The sequence below is a fragment of the Mycobacterium sp. 050134 genome (assembly GCF_036409085.1).
In the GTDB taxonomy this organism is placed as follows: domain Bacteria; phylum Actinomycetota; class Actinomycetes; order Mycobacteriales; family Mycobacteriaceae; genus Mycobacterium.
In genome coordinates, this window is record NZ_JAZGLV010000013.1 from 104,964 (window position 1) to 126,984 (window position 22,021).

Here is a 22,021-nt window from a genome sequence, read left to right on the forward strand (position 1 = left end):
CGTCATGACTTCGGAATCCGATGGGGCACAAATGCCGCCCCGTCGTCGGTGATCAACCCCGCGGTCTCGCGGATGCCCAGGCCCGCGGCCGAGTCCCCGACGATCCACGCACCCAATGCGGGTCGCATGTCGTCGAATTCGGGCAGCGGGTCCAGAAGCTGATAGACGAATCCCTCTTCGCCGTAGACCCCGCCGGTCGCGGTCTCCATCCCGGCACCCACCACCGTGATGTTCGCGCCCTCCCGGCCCAGCTTGGGTTTGCGGACGTACTCGGTCAATTCGTGCGGGTCGTCCAGGTACGCCGGCAGGAGGTTCGGGTGGCCGGGATACATCTCCCACAGCACCGCGAGGATCGCTTTGTTCGACAGCAACGTCTTCCACAGCGGTTCGATCCACGTCGTCCCCGGCAGGCTCGACACCGCGTACCGGCCGAACTCGTCGTCGAGCACCCACTCCCACGGGTGCAGCTTGAAGATCGTATGGATCTCGGACTCCTCCAGATCGACGAACCGCTGCAGCGCGGCGTCCCAACCGACGTCCTCGATCGTCAAGCCGACGGTGTTGAAACCCGCCTCGGCCGCCGTCTCCTGCATGTAGGTGGTCGTGATTTGGTCCTCACCGGTCGCCTCCGCGCCCGACCACGTGAAGTGCAACTCGTTGCTGGGCAACAGGTCACGAACCGTCTTCCAGCGGTCGACCAACTGCTCGTGCAGCGAATTCCACTGATCGTCGCCGGGGAAGTTGTCCTTGAGCCAGTACCACTGCAGGATCGCCGCCTCCAGCAACGTGGTGGGCGTGTCGGCGTTGTACTCGAGCAGTACCGCGGGCCGGCGACCGTCGTAGCGCAGGTCGAAGCGGCCATACACGTGGGGATCGGACCGCCGCCACGAGTCCGCGATCGCCGGCCAACTCCATTCCGGCAGACCGAAATCCGCGTATCGCTCCATCAGCACAACCTGCTCGACGGCGTTCAGGCACATCGAATGCAGCAGCTCGACGTCGGCCTCCAGGGCCAGGATCTCGTCCATCGCGAATTCGTAGTAGACGGACTCGTCCCAGTAAGGCCGGTCCGCGCCGGTCGCGTCGCGCGCGGGTGTCCCGTAGACCAGACCCTGAGACTCGACGATCGTCCGCCAGTTCGGTCGCGGACGTTTCCGCACCCGCTTCACGACCCGCCGCCCTTGCCGCCGCCCTTGCCCCCGCCACCGAACTTGCTGCCGAAGCCGCCGCGCTGGATGGTGCTGCCGGATTTCGTGGTGACCGTCGCCCCCTTGGGCGCGACCGTGGTTCCGCCGATCGGCCGCGAACCCACGGGCCCCGAGCTGCCGTAGTAATAGCGGTACTGATGCCCGCCGAAGAAGAAAAACCCGTTGAGTCCCGCGGTGTGTCCGGTGCAGTAGCTGTCCGGCACGACCACCGGCTGCCCGGTCGGGTCGTCCTGGACACATTGCGCGGTGACGGTGCTCGGCGACAGCGCCCAATACCCGAGGCCCGCCACGACGCCGACCACCCCGATCGCGGCGGCGGCGCCGATCAGCCTCCGGTTCCGCTGCTGGCGCTTGGCTTCCGCCTCGAGGCGCGCCTCCTCGAGCTCGCGCTGCTTGTCCTCGTACTTCTTTCGCGCCCGCAGCTCCGCGGGTTTGGGCGGGCGCGGGCGCGACGTCTCGGCATCCTGATAGCGGATGCTCCCGCCGGACGGATACTCGCCGGAGTCGCCGGGGGAAGGCTCGGCGCCCGACGGCTCGGGGGCCGCCTCGGCGTCGCCGATTGCCGCGTGCTCGGGCTTCTCGTCAATCGGCTCGTCGCGCTCGGGCGGCGAGCCTTCTTCCGATCCCACTAGCAGTTCCCCGGCCCACGCCCGTTGGCGCGACGGCAATCAGAAGCAAATGCACGCACGCGGGCAGTCTGTCACATCGGACCCGGCGACGTTAGCGGAGCGACACGCGTCAGAGCCACCAGCGCTCCAGCACCCGCCCCACCCCATCGTCACTGTTGGGCGCGGTGATCTCGTCGGCGGCGTCGATCACCTCGGGGTGGGCGTTGCCCATGGCGACGCCGTGGCCCGCCCACCGCAGCAGCGGGATGTCGTTGGGCATGTCACCGAACGCCACCACCTCGTCGCTCAGTATTTCCAGCGGCCGGGCCAGCTCCTCCACCCCGGTCGCCTTGCTCGTGCCCAACGGCACGATCTCGATGAGCCCGTTGTCGGTGGAGTAGGTGATGTCGCCCTCGATGCCGACGTGCTTGGCCAGGGCCGCGGCCATGTCGGCGCTTCGGGCACCGGTCTTGCGGATCAACAGCTTGATCGCCGGCGCGCTGAGCAGGTCCTCGAACGACACCTCGGTGTTGTCGGGATTCAGCCAGGCGTGCTCGTATCCCGGCGAACTGACGAACTGCGGGGTTGCCGTGTCGTGGGCGCGCTCGCCGATCCGCTCGACGGCGAGGCCCGCCCCGGGGATGACACGGCCCGCGAGCTCGGCCAGCTCGGCCAGGGTGTCCACGGGCAGCGTGCGCGTCGCGATCACCCGATCGGTCGACGAGTCGTAGATGACGGCGCCGTTGGCGCACACCGCCATCGGCGCGAACCCGAGCTCGTCGACCACGGGACGTATCCACCGTGGCGGGCGGCCCGTCGCAAGGACGAACTGCGCGCCGCCGGCGACCGCGGCCAGCACGGCGTCACGGGTCCGCGGGCGAATGGTTTCGTCGTCGTCGAACAACGTGCCATCCACGTCGCAGGCGATGAGCGCCGGCAGCGTCATGACGAACCGCCTTGGTATTCGATGGGTTTCGTCAATGCAATCCGCTTTGGTTCTGCCCCGGTCGCGTCACGCCGTCGGTGCCATACCTTTGCATCCGCTCCTGCAGCTCGGCCAGCCGGATCGCCCGGGAATCGTCCTGGCTCGGCGCGTCGCCGCCCAACCGCCGCGGCACCCAATAGGCCCCCTCCGGGTGCGGGTACTCCTCCTGCACGCGGTAGAGCAACGAGTTCATCGCCTGCCGCAGCGAGCCGGTCAGCTGTTCGGCCGTGCCCAGCGGGGGTATCGGCCGGCCCGCCGCCACGGTGACCGGAACCTTGTTGCGGATCAACTTCTTTGGGTGATCTTTGGGCCAGATCCGGTGCGCGCCCCAGACGATTAGCGGAACGATCGGCACCTGCGCCGCCAGCGCCATCCGGGCCGTCCCGCTCTTGAACTCCCGCAGTTCGTAACTGCGGCTGATGGTCGCCTCGGGATGCAAGCCGACCAGCTCGCCCCCGCGCAGCCGGTCGACGGCCACCGCATAGGCGTCGTGCCCGTTGCGGCGGTCCACCGGGATGAGCCGGGCGTGCTTGATCACATAGTTGACGGCCTTCACGTCGGCCATCTCCGCCTTGATCATGAACCGCAGCCGCCGTCCCCGCTCCTTCGCGGCGATCGATGCGGGCAGCCAGTCCAGGTAGCTGGTGTGATTGAGCGCAATCAAAGCGCCGCCTTGCGCTGGAATGTTGTCCAGGTTCTCGAACTTCAGCTTGGTTCCCTGCAACGCGACGACCGGGGGAACCACCATCTCCGCGAACCGGAAGAACGGCTCTGCCATGTCTTCTCCTTCCACCCCTACCGTGGGCGACGTGGGCTGCGGGTCGTGGACCTCCGCGCCGCCTCGTCGGCCTCTATCTTGGCCGCCTCGGCCGGTGACGGCGCCCCGCCACCCAGGCGGCGCGGCACCCAATGCGCCCCCGGCTCGTGCGGATACCGCCGCTGTACCTGATCCAACAGCGTGCTCATCGCCGCGCGCAGCGCCGCGTCCATGGTCGCGACGTCCTCGGCGGGCCGCACCGGGGCTCCCACCTGCACCATGACCGGCAGCCTATGACGGCCCAGGCGCCGCGGGTGGCCCTTGGTCCAGATCCGTTGCGCCCCCCACACGATCAGCGGGACGATGGGCACCCCCGCCTCGATCGACATCCGGGCAGCGCCCGACTTGAACTCCTTGAGTTCGAAGCTGCGGCTAATGGTGGCCTCCGGGTAGACGGCGACCAGCTCCCCCTCGCGCAACCGCTGGACGGCCACGGCGTAGGCACCGGCCCCGGCGCCACGATTCACCGGGATGGCGCGGGTGTGTTTGATCAAAAAACGGACCACCTTCACCTGCTGCATCTCGGCCTTGATCATGAACCTGAGGCGGCGACGACGATGCACGGCCAGCGCGGCGGGCAGGAAGTCCACGTAGCTGGTGTGATTGACGGCGATCACGGCGCCGCCGGTGTCCGGAATGTTCTCGTCACCGCCGTAGGTGATGCGCGTGCCTGAGGCCGAAACGACGAGCCGGGCCAGCACCTCCAGCGCACGGAAAGTCGGCTCCACCATCGGCCACTACTCCGGCGGCCTCGCGGATTGGGCGCGGCGGGCCGCGCGGGCGGCGGCGTCCTCGGCGTCCATGCGGGCCGCTTCGGCCAACGACGGCGCCCCGCCACCCAGCCGGCGCGGTACCCAGTACTCACCGGCGGGGTGGGGCCCGTACATCTCCTGCGCCCGCTCCAGCAGGTGCTGCATCCTCGAGTGCAGCAGCGTGTTCAGCTCAGCCGTGCCCAGCGTCGGCGGGATGGGCTCGCCGACGAGCACGATGACCGGCACCTTGGGGCGGAACAGGTGTTTTGGGTGGCCCTTGGTCCAGATGCGCTGCGCACCCCACACGATGATGGGAACGATCGGCACTCCGGCCTCGACCGCCATCCGGGCGGCCCCGGACTTGAACTCCTTGATCTCGAAGCTGCGGCTGATGGTGGCCTCGGGGTAGACGCCGACGAGCTCGCCATCCTTGAGGTTTCGGACGGCCTCCTCGTACGAGGCGGCACCGTCCTGCCGGTTCACCGAGATGTGGCGCAGGCTACGCATGATCGGCCCGGTGACCTTGCTGTCGAACACCTCTTGCTTGGCCATGAAACGCACCTTGCGGCCCAGGCCCTGTTTGTAGGCGGGCAAGCCCGCGAAGGTGAAGTCGAGGTAGCCGGTGTGGTTGATCGCGATCACCGCGCCGCCTCTCTCAGGCAGGTTCTCCGCCCCCACGACGGTGATCTCGAGGCCCTGGATGCGCCAGATCAGGCGGGCGAGTTGAATGACAGTCCCGTATACCGGCTCCACAGCTAAGCAGCCTAGTGCGCCGCGCTGTGAGTCACCCGAAGTGCCGAAAAGAGGCTGCACATTGTCCTTCCCGACGTCTGGCGTTCCAGCACCCGCGATCGTGGACCGATTTGCCGCCGGCCGGGCGGTGCGCGCCGTTTGGGTCAATGACATCGGAGGCGTGACCTTCAGGATCGGTACTGACCACGCCGACGCCGAGTTCGTCAAGGTCGCCGACGCCGGCGTCGCCGACTTTGCCGCCGAAGCGGCGCGCCTGCGCTGGGCGGCCGCGTATCTGACGGTGCCACCGGTGCTGGGCGTCGGCATCGACGGGCGCTGCGCCTGGCTGCGCACCCGGGCGCTGCCGGGCGTCTCGGCCGTGCACCCTCGCATTCGGGCCAGGCCCGAACTTGCGGTACGCGCGATCGGGGTCGGTCTGCGCACGTTGCACGACCGGCTGCCGGTGTCGTCCTGCCCCTTCGACTGGTCGGTGGCCACCCGGCTGGCCGGGTTGCCCCCCGCCGCGGCTTCGGGACTGACCGACCTGCCGCCGATCGACCGGCTGGTAGTCTGCCACGGCGACGCGTGCGCGCCCAACATCCTGGTCGACGAGCGCGGCCACTACTGTGGGCACGTCGACCTCGGCCACCTCGGTGTGGCCGACCGGTGGGCCGACCTTGCCGTCGCGACCCTGTCGCTGGGCTGGAACTTTCCCGGCCGGGTCTGGGACCCGGAATTCTTCGAAGCCTACGGTGTCGAGCCGGATCCGGCACGCATCGACTTCTACCGGCGGTTGTACCAGGCCGACGACGCCACCTCGCGCTAAGCTCGGGGGCTGGAAAACCGTTTGCCGGCCAGGGCCGGCACGGACCCGGGAAGGTGTTTGTGCAGGTCCTCAGCGTCGGCCACGCCGGCTTTCTCCTCGAGACCCGAGCGGGCCGCATCCTTTGCGACCCCTGGGTCAATCCGGCGTACTTCGCGTCCTGGTTCCCGTTTCCCGACAACAGCGGGTTGGACTGGGACCGCCTGGGCGACTGCGACTACCTCTACGTCTCGCATCTGCACAAGGACCACTTCGACGCGAAGAACCTCGCCGAGCACGTCAACAAGGACGCGGTGGTGCTGCTGCCGGAGTTCCCCGTGCCCGACCTACGCAATGAGTTGCAGCTACTGGGGTTCCACCGGTTCTTCGAGACCGCCAACTCGGTCAAGCACCGGGTCAGCGGCCCGAAGGGCGACCTCGACATTATGATCATCGCGCTGCGCGCGCCCGCCGACGGCCCGATCGGCGACTCTGCGCTCGTGGTGTCCGACGGCGAGACAACGGTTTTCAACATGAACGACGCGCGGCCGGTCGACCTGGACGTGGTGGGCACCGAGTTCGGCCACGTGGACGTCCACATGCTGCAGTACTCCGGGGCTATTTGGTATCCGATGGTCTACGACATGCCGGCCCGAGCCAAGGAATCGTTCGGCACGCAGAAGCGGCAGCGCGGAATGGACCGCGCCCGCCAGTACATCGCTCAGGTGGGGGCGAGCTGGGTGATCCCGTCGGCGGGCCCGCCGTGCTTCCTGGATCCCGAGCTGCGTCATCTCAATGACGATCACGGCGATCCGGCCAACATCTTCCCCGACCAGATCGTGTTCCTCGACCAGATGCGCGCCCACGGCGACGACCGCGGGCTGCTGATGATGCCCGGGTCCACGGCGGCGTTCACCGGCGCGACACTGGACTCGCTCAGCCATCCACTATCGGAAAATGAGGTCGAGGCCATCTTCACCACCGGCAAGTCGGCCTACCTCGCCGACTACGCCGAGCGGATGGCGCCCGTCATCGCAGCCGAGCGCGCCGGCTGGGCTCCCGCCGCCGGCGAACCGCTGCTGGAGCCGCTGCGCGCGCTGTTCGAGCCGATCATGCTGCAAAGCGATGAGATCTGCGACGGGATCGGCTACCCGGTCGAGCTCGTTCTCGGCGCCGAATCGGTGATCCTGGATTTCCCAAAACGCGCTGTGCGTGAACGGATTCCCGACGAAAAGGTGCGTTACGGCTTCACGATCGCGCCGGAGCTGGTGCGCACCGTGCTGCGCGACCACGAACCGGACTGGGTCAACACGATCTTCCTGTCCACCCGCTTCACGGCATGGCGGGTGGGCGGCTACAACGAATACCTGTACACCTTCTTCAAGTGCCTCACCGACGAGCGCATCGCATACGCCGACGGCTGGTTCGCCGAATCCCACGACGACTCGGCGTCAATCACGTTGGATGGCTGGGAGATTCAGCGCCGCTGCCCCCACCTCAAGGCCGACCTGTCGAAATTCGGTGTGATCGAGGGTGACACGTTGACCTGCAACCTGCACGGGTGGCAGTGGCGCCTGGCCGACGGCCAGTGCTTGACCGCGCGGGGCCACCAGCTGCGGAGTTCGCGGGCATGAGCGCGGCGTCGGGCCATTCTTATGACGATGGCCTGGTGCAGCTGGACCATGCGGCGATCACCCTGCGCCGTTACCACTTTCCGTCGGGCACGTCCAAGGTCATCCCGCTGGGCACGATCCGCGGATACCAGGCGGAGGGCCTCGGCCTGCTCATGCAACGGTTCCGCATCTGGGGCAGCTCGGACCTGCGCCGGTGGCTGCCGCTGGACGTCCGGCGGCCGTTGAAGTCGACGTTGATCACGCTGGACGTGCCGGGAACCCGGCCGAGTCCCGCATTCACCCCGGAACGCCCCTCCGAGTTCACCGCCCTGCTCGACGAGCTGCTGGGCGGGTGCGGTTAGCCACCCGCCGCGCACCGCGCGAATTCAGAGCGCATCGAGCGCCGCGCGCGCGGCGTTGTAGCCGGGGATGAACGTGATCCCGGGCCCGCCATGGCATCCGGCACTGCCCAGGTACAGGCCCTCGATGGGGATCGGCTGTCCCACAAAGCCTTTCGGGCCCGGCCGATTGGGGCCGATCTGGTCGGGGTTCAGCAGCCCGTGGCAGTAGTCGCCGCCCGGCGCCCCGAACATGACGCCCATGTGCTTGGGCGTGAAGGTGGTGTGCCGGGTGATGCTGCGTTCGAAGTTCGGGGCCAGCCGCGTGATCTTGTCGATGACGCGCTGCCCCATCTCGACCTTCGCCCGACCGTAGTCGGCACCACCCTCGATGGGGAACCACAGCGCGAACGCCGATGCGGCGTGCTTGCCCTCGGGCGCCAGGTCCGGGTCGTTCTGCGACGGGATCTGCAGCACCACGGTGGGGTCGGCCGGAACGATCCCGCGGCGGCACTCCTCCCACTGCTGCTGGACCTCTTCCGGCGTGCAGAACAGCCCGATCGACGCCTGCATCGCCGGGGCGTTGAGCGACTCGTACGGCGCGGCGAAATGCGGCGCCTCGTCCAGCGCGAAATGCATCTGCAGGTAGCTGCCGCGGTGGTCGGTGCCCGCGTAGCGCTGCCGGATGTCGGCCGGCAGGGCGCCGGGATCCACCAGCTCGTTGAGTGTGACGTCGGGCGCGAGCCCGGAAATCACGATCGGGGCGGCGATGGTCTCCCCCGCCTCCGTGCGCACCCCGGTCACCCGGCCGGCCTCCACCAGAATTCCGGTCACCCTGGTCCGCAGCCGGACTTCGCCGCCGCGGCTCTCCAGCAAGTCGCACAGGTGCGACGTGAGCGCGCCGATCCCGCCCCGCAGCTTCTTCATCTGCATGGTGTCCCCGTCGGGCACCCCGAGTCCGAACGCGAGCGCGGCCGCGCTGCCCGGGGTCGACGGCCCGCGGTAGAGGGTGTTGACCGCCAGGACGGTCATCGAGCCCCGCAGCGCCGCGTGCTTCTCGCGGTCCGGCAGGTACCGGTCCAACACGTCGGTGACCGAGCCGAACAACATGTCATCGATTGCCGAGCGCTCGAATTCGTTTGTCGCACAGGCGTACATCTCGTCGTACGTCTTCGGCGGCGCGCCCGCCTCGAACCGGCCCAGCGCCCGCGTCGGCGCCTGGCTCCACCCCATCAGCCCCGCCATCCCATTGACGGCGTCCGCCCCATGCACCTCGTTGAGGTGCGTGAACAACTTGATCGGGTCGCTGTACTGAATCATCGGGTCGTCACCGACGCCGCGCAGCGCCACCGACATCACGTCGAGGTCGATCGTCGGCAGGGTGTCCAGCCCCAGTTCGCTGACCACCACCGCGGCGGTCGGGAACTGCACCGAGCCCGCGATCTCGAAGTGGTAGCCGTCGAACAGCTCGACGGTGGAAGCCATCCCGCCCGCATACAGCTTGGCGTCGAGACAGATGGTCCGCAGCCCGGCCTTCTGCAGCAACACCGCCGCGGCCAAGCCGTTGTGCCCGGCACCGACAACGATCGCGTCAAAGTCATTCATGTCCCTGCCCTCCGAGAAGGGAGGCTGGCACGGACGCGAAGTTTTGTCAATTATGACGAAACTTGCGCGGACACCCAGGCGCCGGTGATTCCGCCCCGCAGCGTCTCCAGCGCCGCGTGACTCATCCGCGCCAACTCCCCGAGCGAGCGGTCGTCGCCGAGCATCCAGAACTCCATCGCACCGAAGACGCCGGCCGCGATGCAGCGGGCGGTGACCGCGGCGCGCAACCGGGCGTCCGGCGTCTCACCCACGGCGCAGCTACGTCGTTGCAGCTGGCTCTGAATGGCGTCGGCGAAGTCGGCCTGCACCTCTTGCATGTGGCGGACGATGCGTCCCGGGTCGAGCTCGCCGCCGCGGAGGGCGGCGATTTTCGTCACGGCCTCAACGTCATAGGGAAACGAAAAGATGGCCGTCTGAACGGAGTCGATGATCGGCTCCTCGGCGGGCCTGGCATCCAGCGCCGCCCGGAACCAGTTCAATCCGGTGTAGTCGGCAAACAGCAGGTCGTGTTTCGACTTGAAGTGGCGGTAGAAGGTCCGCAGCGACACCCCGGCGTCGGCGGCGATCTGCTCGGCCGACGTGTCCTCCACGCCCTGGGCCAGGAACCGCACCATCGCGGCCTGAATCAGCGCCTCCCGGGTGCGTTCGCTGCGCGCTGTCTGCGCGGGCCTGACCATGGCGATAAGGTACCGCACTTCCAGTTATGTCAATATTGACAAAACTTGACGAGGCGGGCCAGACTGCGGCCATGGTGTCGCTCCTCGTCCACGCGGTTCTCGGCCTCTCCGTCATCGGATGGATCGTCGCGTCGAATCAGCAGGTGTTCGCCCGTCCGGCCGGCGGATCGCTGTTCTCGCCACTGGAAGTCCTCTACTACGTGGTCGGCATCGCGTCGGTGGTGCTGGGCTGGTACTTCAACGTCACCTTCGTGCGGGAGTACTCGCACGGATCGACCAACCCGCTGTGGGGCGAACACGGCAGCTGGGCCGAGTACATCCGGCTCATGTTCACCAACCCGGCGGCGAGCTCGGCCAGTCAGGACTACACGATCGCGAATGTGATTCTGCTACCGCTGTTTACGATCGTTGACGGCTACCGCCGCGGGTTGAAGCACCCGTGGCTGTACTTCGTGTCCAGCCTGTTCACCAGCTTCGCGTTCGCGTTCGCCTTCTACTTCGCCACCATGGAGCGGCAGCGCCGGCACGAACAGGCCCGCCAGACCGTGGACGCCTAGGTACTGGGCTTCACGGCCCGCCACCGCTGGCGACCATCGTGCGCGTCGCCGCGGATGTCGATGAATCCCGCGGCGATCAGTCGCCGGGCCAGGTCCTTGGGCGCGATCGGGTTGTAGGTGATCGGCTGCCACTTTTGCCCAGGCCGCCGAGCTGCACCGGCGCCGGTGCAGGAGATTCATCGCCATGGCGATCACGCTAGGCGGCGCACACCCAGCGGACTTCCGATAACCTGCCGTGTTGTGTCGGATTTCGGCCATCACGGCGTGGCGACGTCGGCGCAGACGTTGCCGCCGGGCGCGCGGATCGAGCGGCACCGGCATGTCCTGCACCAGATCGTCAATCCGTCCTCGGGGGCGGTCTCGGTGACCACTCCGGCAGGAACGTGGATCGCTCCGGCCAATCGGGCGATCTGGGTACCGGCGGGCTGCTGGCACGAACACACGTTTCACGGCCACACCCAGTTTCACGGCGTCGCACTGGATCCCGGCCGGTACCGTCACGGTCCCGCGGCACCGGCCGTGCTGGCGGTCGGCCCGTTGATGCGCGAACTGATCATTGCCTGCTCACGAACGCCCGCAACCGATACCGACGAGCACCACCGGATGCTCGCCGTGCTGCACGACCAGGTGCGAACGAGCGGCCGCGAGCCGCTGTGGGCTCCCACGCCCGTCGACGACCGGCTGCGGCGGGCCTGCGCACTGATCGCCGAGAACCTGCGCGAGCCGTTGACACTGCAGCAGATCGGCCACCGGGTCGGCGCCGGGCAGCGCACCCTCAGCCGCCTCTTCGGCGTCGAGTTGGGGATGACGTTCCCGCAATGGCGCACCCAACTCCGGCTACAGCACGCACTCGTCCTGCTCGCCGAGCGCCGTGACGTCACCTCGGTGGCCTCCGAATGTGGTTGGGCCACATCGAGTGCGTTCATCGACACCTATCGGCGAGCCTTCGGCCACACCCCGGGCCGGGTGGCCGCAAAAGCGGTCTAGCCGGTCGGCTCGAGGAGCTCGGTGCCCACGAACGGTACGAGCGCCGCGGGCACCCGCACGCTGCCGTCGGGCTGCTGGTGGTTCTCCAGGATGGCCACCAACCACCGGGTGGTGCCCAGCGTCCCGTTGAGCGTGGCCGCCGTCTGCGGCTTGCCCTGGTCGTCGCGATAACGCGTCGAGAGCCGGCGCGCCTGGAAGGTCGTGCAATTCGACGTCGACGTCAGCTCGCGGTAGGTGCCCTGCGTGGGAACCCAGGCCTCACAGTCAAATTTGCGGGCGGCTGACGAGCCGAGGTCGCCCGCGGCCACGTCGATGACGCGGTAGGGCACCTCGATGCGGGCCAGCATTTCGCGCTGCCAGCCCAGCAGCCGGCCGTGTTCGGCTTCGGCCTCCTCGGGCGTGCAGTAGACGAACCCCTCCACCTTGTCGAACTGGTGCACCCGGATGATGCCGCGGGTGTCCTTGCCGTAGCTGCCGGCCTCGCGGCGAAAGCACGACGACCAGCCCGCATACCGCAACGGACCGGCCGACAGGTCGAGGATCTCGTTCGAGTGGTAGCCGGCCAGCGGCACCTCGGACGTGCCGACCAGGTACAGGTCGTCGGCCTCCACCCGGTAGATCTCGTCGGCGTGGGCCCCGAGGAACCCGGTGCCGGCCATCACCTCCGGGCGCACCAGCACCGGCGGGATCATCGGGACGAAGCCGTTCTCGACGGCCAGCCGCAGGGCCAGTTGCAGCAGGCCGAGTTGCAGCAGTGCGCCCCGCCCGGTCAGGAAGTAGAACCGCGAGCCCGACACCTTGGCGCCGCGCTGCATGTCGATGAGCCCCAGCGCCTCGCCGAGTTCGAGGTGGTCCTTCGGCTCGGCGAGCCGAGCGGGTTCGCCGACCACGTCGAGGACGCGGTAGTCGTCCTCTCCGCCGGCCGGTACGCCGTCGATGACGATGTTGGCGATCGCCATGTGCGCCGCCGTGAACGCCGCCTCGGCGTCGCTCTGGGCGCTCTCGGCTGCCTTCACCTGCTCGGCGAGCTCCTTGGCGCGCGCCAGCCTGGCCGGTCGCTCTTCGGGCGCGGACGCGCCGACGGCCTTGCTGGCGGCCTTCTGCTCGCCGCGCAACGTGTCGGCGGACGAGATCGCGGCCCGGCGGGCGGCGTCGGCTTCCAGCAGGGCGTCGACCAGCGCCGGGTCCTCTCCTCGGCTGAGCTGGGAGCGGCGGACGGTGTCGGGGTCTTCCCGGAGCAGCTTCAGGTCGATCACGGGCACGAGACTACTTTCGGCGCCGCGTGCCGGCGTCGGCAGCGTCCCGCCACCACGATCCCAGGACACACATCTGCATCATTTGTCACAGGTCTTAGCTGGTCCTGTCAGAATGGAGCCGATGACGCAAGCGCCCGAGACGGAAGTTTCCGAAGCCAGCGCGCCCGCCTCGCCCGAAGAGCGAGGGGAGCAGCCGGCCGGCTTGCAGTGGTCGCATAGTTTGCAGGCGAGGGCGACGAGGCGGGCACTTTTGCTCACCGCGCTCGGGGGCCTGCTGATCGCCGGCCTGGTCACGGCGATCCCGGTCGGTGGCACCGGCCCGGGGCGGCTGGCCGGCTACCTCGACAGCAACCCCGTGCCCACCACCGGCACCAAGAGCGAGGCCGCCTTCAACCGGGCCGCCAGCGGCGAATGCCTGATGTGGCCGGACACGACCCCCGAAGCGGCCCGCGTCGTCAACTGCGCGGACGACCACAAGTTCGAGGTGGCCGAGTCGATCGACATGCGAACGTTCCCGGGTTCCGAGTACGGGCCCAACGCCGCTCCGCCCTCGCCGGCCCGCATCCAGCAGATCACCCAGGAGCAGTGCGAGGCCGCCGTCCGCAGCTACCTCGGCCCCAAATTCGACCCCAACAGCAAGTTCACCGTCAGCCTGTTGTGGCCCGGCGACCGGGCGTGGCGCCAGTCGGGCGACCGTCGCATGCTGTGCGGGCTGCAGATGCCCGGCATTAACAACCAGCAGCAGGCGTTCAGGGGCAAGGTCGCCGATATCGACCAGTCGAAGGTCTGGCCGTCGGGCACCTGCCTGGGGATCGACCCGACCACCAACCAGCCGGTCGATGTCCCGGTGGACTGCGCGGCCCCGCACGCCATGGAGGTGACCGGCACGGTCAACCTGGCTGAGCGGTTCCCCGGGGCCCTGCCGGCGGAGCCCGAACAGGACGGGTTCATCAAGGACGCGTGCACCAAGATGACGGACGCCTACCTCGCGCCGGTCAAGTTGCGCACCACCACCCTGACGCTGATCTACCCCACCGTCTCGCTGGCCAGCTGGACCGCGGGCAGCCGTGAGGTCGCGTGCAGCATCGGCGCCACGCTCGGCAACGGCGGCTGGGCCACCCTGGTCAACGGCGCCAAGGGCCAGCTGCTGATCAACGGGCAGCCCCCGGTGCCGCCGCCGGACATCCCCGAGGAGCGGCTGACATTGCCGCCGATCCCCCTGCAGATTCCGGCCCAGCCGCCGGCCAGCCAGCCCAGCGCCCCGCCGCCGATTCCGCCGAACAACCAGCACCTGCCGGGCCAGCAGCCGGCCCCGCAGTCGCCCGCCTCGCAAGCCCCGCAGCAGCCCGCATCGCCGGTCCCGGCTCCGCAGGCGCCGCCCCAGGAGGCGCCGCCGCCGGGGGACGCCGCTGTCCCGCCCGCGGACGGAGGAGCGCCGCCGGCCAATCCGGCGACAGAGGCACCGCAGCCCGCCCCGGGTGGCTAGCCGGTGCCCGTGCGGATGGACCCGCAGCGGTTCGACGAGTTGGTCTCCGACGCGCTCGACTTGATCCCGCGCGAGCTGGCGTTGGCGATGGACAACGTCGTCATCCTCATCGAGGACCGCCACCCGCAGGAACCGGAACTGCTCGGGCTCTACGAGGGCGTGGCGCTGACCGAGCGCGACTCCGAATACTCCGGCTACCTGCCGGACGCCATCACGATCTACCGCGAGTCGCTGCTCGACGTCTGCGACTCCGACGAAGACGTCGTCAACGAAGTCGCGATCACGGTGATCCACGAGATCGCCCACCATTTCGGGATCGACGACGACCGGTTGGCGGAGCTGGGTTGGGCCTGACGGCGCGGCAACCGTGAATTGTCGGCGCCCGATGCTATGAACGGCTTATGAGCGCTGACTGCCGCGACTGCCTGGCGGGCCTAGATCACTGTCATGGCACCGTCATTCGCCATTCACTGCGCCACTGGGAGTGCACCGAACCGGACTGCGCCAGCCCCGAACTGGTCGCGCACACCTTCGTCATCGACTGCGACGCCGTGGGCTGTGGTCACTGTGTGGAGTCGATCCGCCTGGCCGGCTGACCGGGCGTCACCCCATCGGATCGGTTCCCGAGCGCACCGCGTCCGCGACCGGAGAGGCGGTCACCCCCGAGGACTCGGGATAGAACGGCGCCGTCAGTGGCCCCCAACGCACACAGCTCCACCGCCCGTCGGTGATCGGCGCGAGCACCACCGATTCGGCATTGTCGAGGTGGTTCTCCAGCGCGAAGTCGGCTTCCACCCCGGCGAGCACCGCCGCCGCCAGGCGGATCGCGGCGCCATGGCTCACCACGACGATGTCGCCGGTCCAGTCGGCGTTGTCGAGGTAGCGCATGCGTAGGTCGGTCAGCACCGGCAAGTAGCGGTCCAGCAGATCGTTGGCGGTCTCTCCGCCGGGCAGCGGGACGTCGAGTTCCCCGCGGTGCCAGCGCTCATAGATGGCGTTGAACTCGGCGACGGCGTCGTCGTCGTTGCGGTTCTCCAGCTCGCCGACCTGCACTTCGTGAATGCCGGCGACCTCGACGGCCGTCACCGCGAACTCTCCGCCGATCACCGCGGCCGTCTGCGAGGCGCGGGTGGCGACCGAGTGCGCCAACAGCGCGGGTCGACCGGAACCGCGCGCAAACGCCCTGGCCTGGTCGCGACCCAGCGACGTGAGCTCCGCGCCGGGCGGCCGGGTGTCGAGTCGGCGCTCGACGTTGCCATAGGACTGGCCGTGGCGCAGCAGCACCAGCCGTCCGCTCACGGCTCGATCCGCTCGGGATTGCCCCTTAGCTGGGCCAGCCATCGGGACGCCTCGTCGGACGGCGGCGGCAGCACTCCAGCGGCCGAGCCCGTCGGCCAGGAACCGAGGTATCGCACATCGGCACAACGACGGTGCAGCGCCTTGAGTGCCTCGGCGACGGCGCCGTCGTCCAGGTGGCCGACGCAGTCGGCGAAGAACACATACGTGCCGAGCCCCGTCCTGGTCGGCCGCGACTCGATCCGGGTCAGATCGATGCCGCGCATGCCGAACTCGGTAAGGGCCGCCACCAGCGCGCCCGGGCTGTTGTCGATCCGCAACACCACCGAGGTCCGGTCGGCGCCGGTGCGCGGAGGCGGGGATCCCGGCGGTCCGACCAAAAGGAAGCGGGTGCGCGCATTCGGCTCGTCGACGACCCCGTCGGCCAGGACGGGCAGGCCCCATCGGGTCGCGGCCAGCGGCGAGGTCACCCCGGCGTCGGCGTTCCCCTCGGCCACCTGCCGCGCGGCGTCGGCGTTTGAATAGGCGGGACGCGGCTCCGCGCCCGGCAGTTCGACGGCGAGCCACTTCCGGACCTGGGCCAACGCCACCGGGAAGGCGGCCAGCGTGCGGACGTCCGGCGCGCCGTAGCCCGGCCTGACGACAATGCTGAACGCCACGTCGAGTGTCGTCTCAGCGAACACCTGCAGCGGCGAGCCGATCGAGAGGCTGTCCAGCGTTGGTGTCACCGATCCGTCAATAGAGCTTTCGATCGGGACGCACGCGTAGTCGGCGCGGCCGTCGCGCACGGCATCCAGCGCCCCCGGTGTGCTGTCGATCGGCACCTTTTGAATCTCCGCGTCCGGGCCCTGTTCGGGGATCAGGCCGGCGGCCACGATATCCATCAACGCCGCCTCGGTGAAAGTCCCCTCCGGGCCGAGATAAGCGATGCGGATCACGCCCCAACCCTAACGGCACGCCGCGCGGAACACTCCATTGTGCCGTCGCGCGAGTTAGGTTAACTTAGGCTTGCCTAACCTTAGGAGGACCATTGCCACCGCTCGCCCCTTCCGCGCCGACAACCGCCGAGCGCATCCGCAGCGTCTGCGCCCGGGCCGGCGGCGTACTCCTTGCCATCGAGCGCGAGGACCCCGTCGCCCCGTCCCTCCATCACCTCCTGGACGACGGATCGTTCGCCCTCGCCCTGCCCGTGCAACACTCGCCCGGAACCTTCGGTTCCCAGGCGTTGCTCGAGCTCACCGATTACGCTCCGCTCCCCCTGCGGGAGCCGGTCCGCTCGTTGGTCTGGGTGCGCGGCAGAGTGCACGAGGTCCCGGCGGGCGCGGTGCCGCCGCTGCTGGACCATGTCGCCAGCCGATGCCCGAACCCCGCGCTGCTGCAGGTTCGGACGCCCCAGTCGGTCGCGACGGACGAGGAACCGGGGTATGCGCTGCTGCGGATGGAGATCGCGTCGGTCGTCGTCACCGACGCCACCGGCGCCGAACCCGTCGACATAGCCGACCTGCTGGCGGCGCGGCCCGACCCGTTCTGCGAGATCGAGTCGACGCTGCTGTGGCACCTCGACACCGCCCACAACGACGTGGTGGCGCGGCTAGTGTCCCGGCTACCCCCGCAGCTGCGGCGCGGGCAGGTCCGCCCGCTCGGGATCGATCGCTACGGCATGCGCTTCCGCGTCGAGCGCCACGACGGAGACCACGACGTACGGTTGCCGTTCCACAAGCCGGTGGCGGACATGGCCGGGCTGAGCCAGGCCATCCGCGTTCTGATGGGCTGCCCGTTCATCAACGGGTTGCGGGCCCGCCGCTAGCCCATGTCCTAAGTTGAGCGGGTGAACGGCGACCGAGCTCCGGAACGTCGAGAGCCTCGAAGACCCGTCCCGCCGGCGGAACCGTCGCAGGTGATCCGGCGCGAGGCCGCCCCGCCGCCCGACGCCCGCACGGTACCGCTGCGCCGTCCGGTACCGCGACGCCCCGCGACCCCGCGACCGCCCCCGCCGGTAGCGCCGCGAGTTCGCCGCCCCCGCGGCATCCGTCGTTGGTTGCGGGCGACCGCGGCCGTGGTGCCGATCGGGACGCTGCTCGCCGCGGCGGGCCTCGTCGGCGGCGGCTGGTGGTTCGACACCGCATTGCACCGCGAAGCGGTGTTGAGCGACTACCCGGACCGTCCCGGTCCCGGGCGCGGGACCAACTGGCTGCTCGTCGGCTCCGACAGCCGGCAGGGCCTCACCGCCCAGCAGCAGCGCGACCTTGCCACCGGCGGCGACATCGGCAACGGTCGCACCGACTCGATCCTGCTGGTCCACGTCCCGGAGTTCTGGTCCGGTACCCCGCCGACGATCGTGTCGATCCCGCGCGACTCCTACGTACCGATCCCCGGGCATGGCAAGGACAAGATCAACGCCGCATTCTCGGAGGGCGGGGGCGCCCTCCTCACCCAGACGGTGGAGCAGGCCACCGGGTTGCACCTCGACCACTACGCCGAGATCGGGTTCAGCGGGTTCGCCAGCCTGGTGGACGCGCTCGGCGGAGTGACGGTGTGCCCGACGGAGGCGCTGCACGACCCGTTGGCCGGCATCGACCTGCCGGCCGGCTGCCAGCAAGTGGGCGGCCGCGACGCGCTCGGCTTCGTGCGGACGCGGGACACCCCCCGGGCCGACCTCGACCGGATGGTGCATCAGCGGGAGTTCATGTCGGCGCTGCTGCACCGTGCCACCAGCCCCGCGGTCTACCTCAACCCGCGGCGCTGGTACGCGGTGCCGCGCGCCGCCGCCGGCGCCCTGACCGTCGACCGGGGCGACCACGTCTGGGACCTGGCCCGCCTCGGGTGGGCGCTGCACGGGCCGAAGAGGGCGATGACGGTCCCGATCGGCGAATTCACGGACAGCGACGCCGGATCCGTGGTGGTGTGGGACCACGACGGGGCCGCGCGCTTGTTCGAGGCGCTGGCGTCCGACGGCCCCGTGCCCACCCCGGGCGAGGCGCAATAGCGACCCCTATTCGCCGTTCTCGCCGGCGGGGTGCTCCTGCAGCCAGGCCTTGGTTCGACCGGGATGGTGGGTGGCCAGCCAGGCGACCCCGACGTCCCGGCAGAACGCGAGGTCCTCGTACTCGTCGACGTTCCAGCAGTACACCGCCCTGCCCTGGGCGATGGCACGGTCGGCGAGTTGCGGATACTCCTTCAACGCCGCCAGCGACGGCCCGATGGCGGTGGCGCCGACGGCGGTGGCGGCGCCACTGATCAGGTAGCGGGCGGCCTTGCCGAGCAGCACGGTCGGCAGCATCGGTGCGGCGCGCCGGATCCGCCACATCGCGGCCGCCGAGAACGACATCACCACCGCCCTCGACCGGTCGGCCGACGCCGGCGCGGCGATGCCGTAGCGATGCAGGAGCGCGAGCAGCTTGCTCTCCACCAATGAGCCGTACCGGACCGGGTGCTTGGTCTCGATGAACAGCTTGACCGGCCGGTGCCAGTCCAGGACGAGCGAGACCAGGGCATCGAGCGTCAGCAGGCTCGTGTCGCCGTGCGACCCGTCGGGGCGCCAGCTGTCGTGCCAGGCGCCGTACTCCAGCTCCCGCAGCTCCTCGAGGGTTGACGTGCTGACCAAACCGGCCCCGGTCGACGTGCGGTCCAACCGACGGTCGTGCACGCACACCAGGTGGCCGTCGCGGGTCAGGCGCACGTCACATTCCACCCCGTCCGCGCCCTCTTGGAGGGCGAGATCGTAGGCGGCGAGCGTGTGTTCGGGCAGGGCCGCCGACGCGCCCCGGTGGGCAACGACGAACGGGTGCCCGGCGAGCACCTCGTCGGCCCACGTCATGATCCCAATGCTGCCGGTTCCTGCCCCTTCAACTCAACTGGGGCGGCGTCAACCGGGCGCGCCGGCTCCCCGGCGGGCCGAGTGGGACCGTCGGAACCGGCCATGATCCAGCGGTGCGCCGGCCGGTCGACGGGTTTGCGCTCGAATCCCTCGACGATGCGCGCCGCGGCGGCCAGCGCGATCGCCGCGAGCAGGTAGGCGAACACCATCAGCACGGTGTTGTTCGCGATCGCCTGCGCGTCCGTGGCGAAGCTGGTGGCGATGGCGAAGGTCGACGCGAGGTAGCTGAGGATCCAGGCGATCCACCACTGGAGGATGGGCCTGCGCAGCCGGACGTAATGGTCCTCGATCTCGGCCAACTCGATGATGTAGACCGGGGCCCACAAGAGATTGACCAGCGGCACCAGGCAGCCGACCCACAGAGCGCGCGCCGACCGCGGCTCCGGGATGCCGTAGTGCGCGAACGCCGCGGTCCGGCGCGCGATCAACCACCGCACGAGCAGCAACCAACAAGTGACCGCCACCCCGATCGAGGCCAGGCTGGCCACCACCCCGAGCCAGTCGACGGCGATGGCCAGCAGCGAGTTGAGCAGGATGTTCCGGTTGATCACCAGCAGCACGTAGCGCACCACGTAGACCAGGGCGGTGAGGCCGAGCACCAACACGCCCGCGAACAGGCTGGCACGCACCACGGCCGTCCACGGGCCCGTGCGGGCCGGCTTCTCGGCCGGCGCGGGGGCCAGCTCCGCACGGTCCGAAAGTCCCCAACGCGGCATCACCGCATACCGCGGCGTCGGCCCCCGGTCCCGCCGCAGTCGGCGGGTAGCCGGCGCGGCGCCCGGGCGCACCGCTATCCAGCGATACCCCGGTGGCAGCCGCGGCGTTGCGCGCTGCCACGCGGACGAACCGGGAGGCCTGGCGGGCGTCGCCGGCGGCGGGCCCCCGTACGTGCCCCATCGAGGATCGGCGGGCGGAGCGTCCGCAAGGGGCGCCATGAGCGCCCCCCGGCAGCGTGGACACCACTCGCGGCGCCGCTCGCGCACGTTCCACCGAGTGCCGCACTGGGAGCACACCTGGATCACCGGACCAGACTAGCCCGGCGGCAAACGCACCCCCCGGCAACGCGGCGGTCACCCGAGTCGCCCGGAACGCGACGGCCCGCTCAGCTCCGGGACGGTTCGGCAATCACCCGAACGCCGACGACTATCCACAGTTTCCACAGGTTTATCCACAAGAGGCGCCGGGGTATGCCGCCCCCGAAAATCGCCTCTACCGGCCAACGCGGGACCGCAGCTGTGGATAACCCGCGCTCTGGTACGGGTGTCCCGTAAACAAGCCGCATCGACGCGGGAGCGAAATGGATTGCCCGGCTAACCATCCCCACGGGAACGGCCCCATTGCGCGCCACATTTTCCAAGCCGATCACAACGGGTTATGATCGCGATCCGCCCTGTGTTGTGACTCGCCTCACTAACCGAAATGGACGAGCAGGTGAAAGGCACTTGATGGCCACGCATTCGTTCGGTCCCGGTTCGCCGGCCCAGTCGAAGTCGTATTCCGGCTCGCCTGCGTGGAATCACAGCTACAGCGTCGCCGCCTTGCGTGCGGGTCTGATCGCACTGGCCCTGCTCGCGGTATTGGCCATCATCGTCCTGTCTTGAAACCCGGCCGATCGGGGTATTCGGAGTATCGCCTCACAGCGGACGTTCTTGCGGTGCGCGCAGTCATGGAGCAGGGTTGATTACGGCTGGCCTCCACGTGGCAGGCTTGGGCCGATGAGCGTCTTAGACCGATAACCGAAGAAAGGAATGCCGTGGCTGAATACACCCTGCCCGACTTGGACTGGGACTACGGAGCGCTGGAACCGCACATCTCCGGCCAGATCAACGAACTGCACCACAGCAAACATCACGCGACGTATGTCAAGGGCGCCAATTCCGCCGTCGAAGCGCTTCAAGAGGCGCGCAGCAAGGACGATCACAGCGCCATCCTGCTGAACGAGAAGAACCTCGCCTTCAACCTGGGCGGCCACGTCAACCACACGGTGTGGTGGAAAATTCTGTCCCCCAACGGTGGCGACAAGCCGACCGGCGATCTGGCCGCCGCCATCGACGATGCATTCGGCTCGTTCGACAAGTTCCGTGCGCAGTTCACCGCGGTTGCCAACGGGATTCAGGGCTCCGGCTGGGCCGTGCTCGCGTACGACAGCCTCGGCGACAGGTTGCTCACCTTCCAGGTGTACGACCACCAGGCCAACTTCCCGCTCGGCGCCGTTCCGCTGCTGCTGATCGACATGTGGGAGCACGCGTTCTACTTGCAGTACAAGAACGTCAAGGCCGACTACACCAAGGCGTTCTGGAATGTCGTGAACTGGGAGGACGTGCAGGCGCGCTATGCCGCGGCCACGTCGAAGGCCTCGGGCCTGATCTCGACCTAACCGTCCTGGAGAAATCAAAGGGCGTCACGCGCTGCGCGTGGCGCCCTT

The 22,021-nt window shown here is 69.0% G+C and carries 25 protein-coding genes and 1 pseudogene; 12 read left to right on the forward strand and 14 right to left on the reverse strand.

Going from position 1 to position 22,021, the window contains the following annotated elements; all coding sequences use genetic code 11:
* Positions 1 to 2 precede the first annotated feature (2 nt).
* The 6 genes from SKC42_RS17045 to SKC42_RS17070 form a co-directional block, all read right to left on the reverse strand.
* Complete coding sequence (locus SKC42_RS17045) at positions 3 to 1,169, reverse strand: glutathionylspermidine synthase family protein (RefSeq protein ID WP_330965451.1); 1,167 nt, start codon at positions 1,167 to 1,169, stop codon at positions 3 to 5.
* A complete protein-coding gene (locus SKC42_RS17050) occupies positions 1,166 to 1,837 on the reverse strand; it encodes a hypothetical protein (RefSeq protein WP_330965452.1) in 672 nt (223 codons plus the stop codon). Before SKC42_RS17050 ends, SKC42_RS17045 begins: the two co-directional genes overlap by 4 nt.
* Positions 1,838 to 1,946: 109 nt before the next feature.
* Positions 1,947 to 2,762 (reverse strand): HAD family hydrolase, encoded by an 816-nt coding sequence (locus SKC42_RS17055; RefSeq protein WP_330965453.1) that lies wholly within the window; start codon positions 2,760 to 2,762, stop codon positions 1,947 to 1,949.
* Between the two features lie 31 nt (positions 2,763 to 2,793).
* Positions 2,794 to 3,579: a lysophospholipid acyltransferase family protein gene (locus SKC42_RS17060; RefSeq protein ID WP_330965454.1), complete on the reverse strand. Its 786-nt coding sequence runs from the start codon at positions 3,577 to 3,579 to the stop codon at positions 2,794 to 2,796.
* Between the two features lie 17 nt (positions 3,580 to 3,596).
* Positions 3,597 to 4,349, reverse strand: a complete 753-nt coding sequence (locus tag SKC42_RS17065) for a lysophospholipid acyltransferase family protein (RefSeq protein ID WP_330965455.1) — start codon at positions 4,347 to 4,349, stop codon at positions 3,597 to 3,599.
* A gap of 6 nt (positions 4,350 to 4,355) precedes the next feature.
* Positions 4,356 to 5,123 (reverse strand): lysophospholipid acyltransferase family protein, encoded by a 768-nt coding sequence (locus tag SKC42_RS17070; protein ID WP_330965456.1) that lies wholly within the window; start codon positions 5,121 to 5,123, stop codon positions 4,356 to 4,358.
* 61 nt (positions 5,124 to 5,184) lie between these two features.
* Between SKC42_RS17070 and SKC42_RS17075 the strand changes: the two genes are divergently transcribed.
* From SKC42_RS17075 to SKC42_RS17085, 3 genes are read left to right on the forward strand one after another with little or no spacing between them, the layout of a single operon-like run.
* Positions 5,185 to 5,928: a phosphotransferase gene (locus SKC42_RS17075; RefSeq protein ID WP_330965457.1), complete on the forward strand. Its 744-nt coding sequence runs from the start codon at positions 5,185 to 5,187 to the stop codon at positions 5,926 to 5,928.
* Positions 5,929 to 5,987: 59 nt separating this feature from the next.
* Positions 5,988 to 7,538, forward strand: a complete 1,551-nt coding sequence (locus SKC42_RS17080) for an MBL fold metallo-hydrolase (RefSeq protein ID WP_330965533.1) — start codon at positions 5,988 to 5,990, stop codon at positions 7,536 to 7,538.
* Entirely contained in the window at positions 7,535 to 7,879 is a 345-nt protein-coding gene (locus SKC42_RS17085) for a hypothetical protein (RefSeq protein WP_330965458.1), read from the forward strand. The genes SKC42_RS17080 and SKC42_RS17085 overlap by 4 nt, the downstream gene beginning before the upstream one ends.
* 24 nt (positions 7,880 to 7,903) lie before the next feature.
* Here the strand turns inward: SKC42_RS17085 and SKC42_RS17090 are convergent, their stop codons facing one another.
* Positions 7,904 to 9,460 carry a phytoene desaturase family protein gene (locus tag SKC42_RS17090; RefSeq protein ID WP_330965459.1) on the reverse strand — a complete coding sequence of 519 codons (1,557 nt, stop codon included), beginning with the start codon at positions 9,458 to 9,460 and terminating at the stop codon, positions 7,904 to 7,906.
* 50 nt (positions 9,461 to 9,510) lie between these two features.
* Complete coding sequence (locus SKC42_RS17095; protein ID WP_330965460.1) at positions 9,511 to 10,137, reverse strand: TetR/AcrR family transcriptional regulator; 627 nt, start codon at positions 10,135 to 10,137, stop codon at positions 9,511 to 9,513.
* A gap of 71 nt (positions 10,138 to 10,208) precedes the next feature.
* Between SKC42_RS17095 and SKC42_RS17100 the strand changes: the two genes are divergently transcribed.
* The gene (locus tag SKC42_RS17100) at positions 10,209 to 10,694 is read left to right on the forward strand and encodes a DUF2834 domain-containing protein (RefSeq protein ID WP_330965461.1); all 486 of its coding nucleotides are present in this window, start codon (positions 10,209 to 10,211) and stop codon (positions 10,692 to 10,694) included.
* Here SKC42_RS17100 and SKC42_RS17105 read toward each other — a convergent pair.
* Positions 10,691 to 10,813: pseudogene (locus SKC42_RS17105) on the reverse strand (SAM-dependent methyltransferase); the annotation flags it as partial. The gene SKC42_RS17100 and the pseudogene SKC42_RS17105 overlap by 4 nt on opposite strands.
* 121 nt (positions 10,814 to 10,934) lie before the next feature.
* Between SKC42_RS17105 and SKC42_RS17110 the strand changes: the two are divergent.
* A complete protein-coding gene (locus SKC42_RS17110; RefSeq protein WP_330965462.1) occupies positions 10,935 to 11,681 on the forward strand; it encodes an AraC family transcriptional regulator in 747 nt (248 codons plus the stop codon).
* On the opposite strand, the gene serS is transcribed toward SKC42_RS17110, so the two are convergent.
* Positions 11,678 to 12,937: a serine--tRNA ligase gene (gene serS, locus SKC42_RS17115; protein WP_330965463.1), complete on the reverse strand. Its 1,260-nt coding sequence runs from the start codon at positions 12,935 to 12,937 to the stop codon at positions 11,678 to 11,680. The genes SKC42_RS17110 and serS overlap by 4 nt on opposite strands.
* Before the next feature lie 112 nt (positions 12,938 to 13,049).
* Between serS and SKC42_RS17120 the strand changes: the two genes are divergently transcribed.
* From SKC42_RS17120 to SKC42_RS17130, 3 genes are read left to right on the forward strand one after another with little or no spacing between them, the layout of a single operon-like run.
* Positions 13,050 to 14,423: a septum formation family protein gene (locus tag SKC42_RS17120; RefSeq protein WP_330965464.1), complete on the forward strand. Its 1,374-nt coding sequence runs from the start codon at positions 13,050 to 13,052 to the stop codon at positions 14,421 to 14,423.
* Between the two features lie 3 nt (positions 14,424 to 14,426).
* Positions 14,427 to 14,777, forward strand: coding sequence for a metallopeptidase family protein (locus SKC42_RS17125; RefSeq protein WP_330965465.1), 351 nt, complete (start codon positions 14,427 to 14,429; stop codon positions 14,775 to 14,777).
* Positions 14,778 to 14,824: 47 nt separating this feature from the next.
* Positions 14,825 to 15,019 (forward strand): hypothetical protein, encoded by a 195-nt coding sequence (locus SKC42_RS17130; RefSeq protein WP_330965466.1) that lies wholly within the window; start codon positions 14,825 to 14,827, stop codon positions 15,017 to 15,019.
* 7 nt (positions 15,020 to 15,026) lie between these two features.
* Here the strand turns inward: SKC42_RS17130 and SKC42_RS17135 are convergent, their stop codons facing one another.
* A complete protein-coding gene (locus tag SKC42_RS17135) occupies positions 15,027 to 15,722 on the reverse strand; it encodes a histidine phosphatase family protein (RefSeq protein WP_330965467.1) in 696 nt (231 codons plus the stop codon).
* Positions 15,719 to 16,657, reverse strand: a complete 939-nt coding sequence (pheA, locus tag SKC42_RS17140; RefSeq protein ID WP_330965468.1) for a prephenate dehydratase — start codon at positions 16,655 to 16,657, stop codon at positions 15,719 to 15,721. Before pheA ends, SKC42_RS17135 begins: the two co-directional genes overlap by 4 nt.
* A gap of 92 nt (positions 16,658 to 16,749) precedes the next feature.
* On the opposite strand from pheA, the gene SKC42_RS17145 reads away from it, so the two are divergent.
* Complete coding sequence (locus SKC42_RS17145; protein ID WP_330965469.1) at positions 16,750 to 17,526, forward strand: DUF2470 domain-containing protein; 777 nt, start codon at positions 16,750 to 16,752, stop codon at positions 17,524 to 17,526.
* Between the two features lie 21 nt (positions 17,527 to 17,547).
* Positions 17,548 to 18,705, forward strand: a complete 1,158-nt coding sequence (locus SKC42_RS17150; RefSeq protein ID WP_330965470.1) for an LCP family protein — start codon at positions 17,548 to 17,550, stop codon at positions 18,703 to 18,705.
* Positions 18,706 to 18,711: 6 nt separating this feature from the next.
* Here the strand turns inward: SKC42_RS17150 and SKC42_RS17155 are convergent, their stop codons facing one another.
* Positions 18,712 to 19,536, reverse strand: coding sequence for a glycerophosphodiester phosphodiesterase (locus SKC42_RS17155; protein WP_330965471.1), 825 nt, complete (start codon positions 19,534 to 19,536; stop codon positions 18,712 to 18,714).
* On the reverse strand, positions 19,533 to 20,618 hold the full coding sequence (locus SKC42_RS17160; RefSeq protein WP_330965472.1) for a DUF4328 domain-containing protein: 1,086 nt from the start codon (positions 20,616 to 20,618) through the stop codon (positions 19,533 to 19,535). Before SKC42_RS17160 ends, SKC42_RS17155 begins: the two co-directional genes overlap by 4 nt.
* Before the next feature lie 423 nt (positions 20,619 to 21,041).
* On the opposite strand from SKC42_RS17160, the gene SKC42_RS17165 reads away from it, so the two are divergent.
* Positions 21,042 to 21,197: a hypothetical protein gene (locus SKC42_RS17165; RefSeq protein ID WP_330965473.1), complete on the forward strand. Its 156-nt coding sequence runs from the start codon at positions 21,042 to 21,044 to the stop codon at positions 21,195 to 21,197.
* A gap of 152 nt (positions 21,198 to 21,349) precedes the next feature.
* The gene (locus tag SKC42_RS17170; RefSeq protein WP_330965474.1) at positions 21,350 to 21,973 is read left to right on the forward strand and encodes a superoxide dismutase; all 624 of its coding nucleotides are present in this window, start codon (positions 21,350 to 21,352) and stop codon (positions 21,971 to 21,973) included.
* Positions 21,974 to 22,021 lie beyond the last annotated feature (48 nt).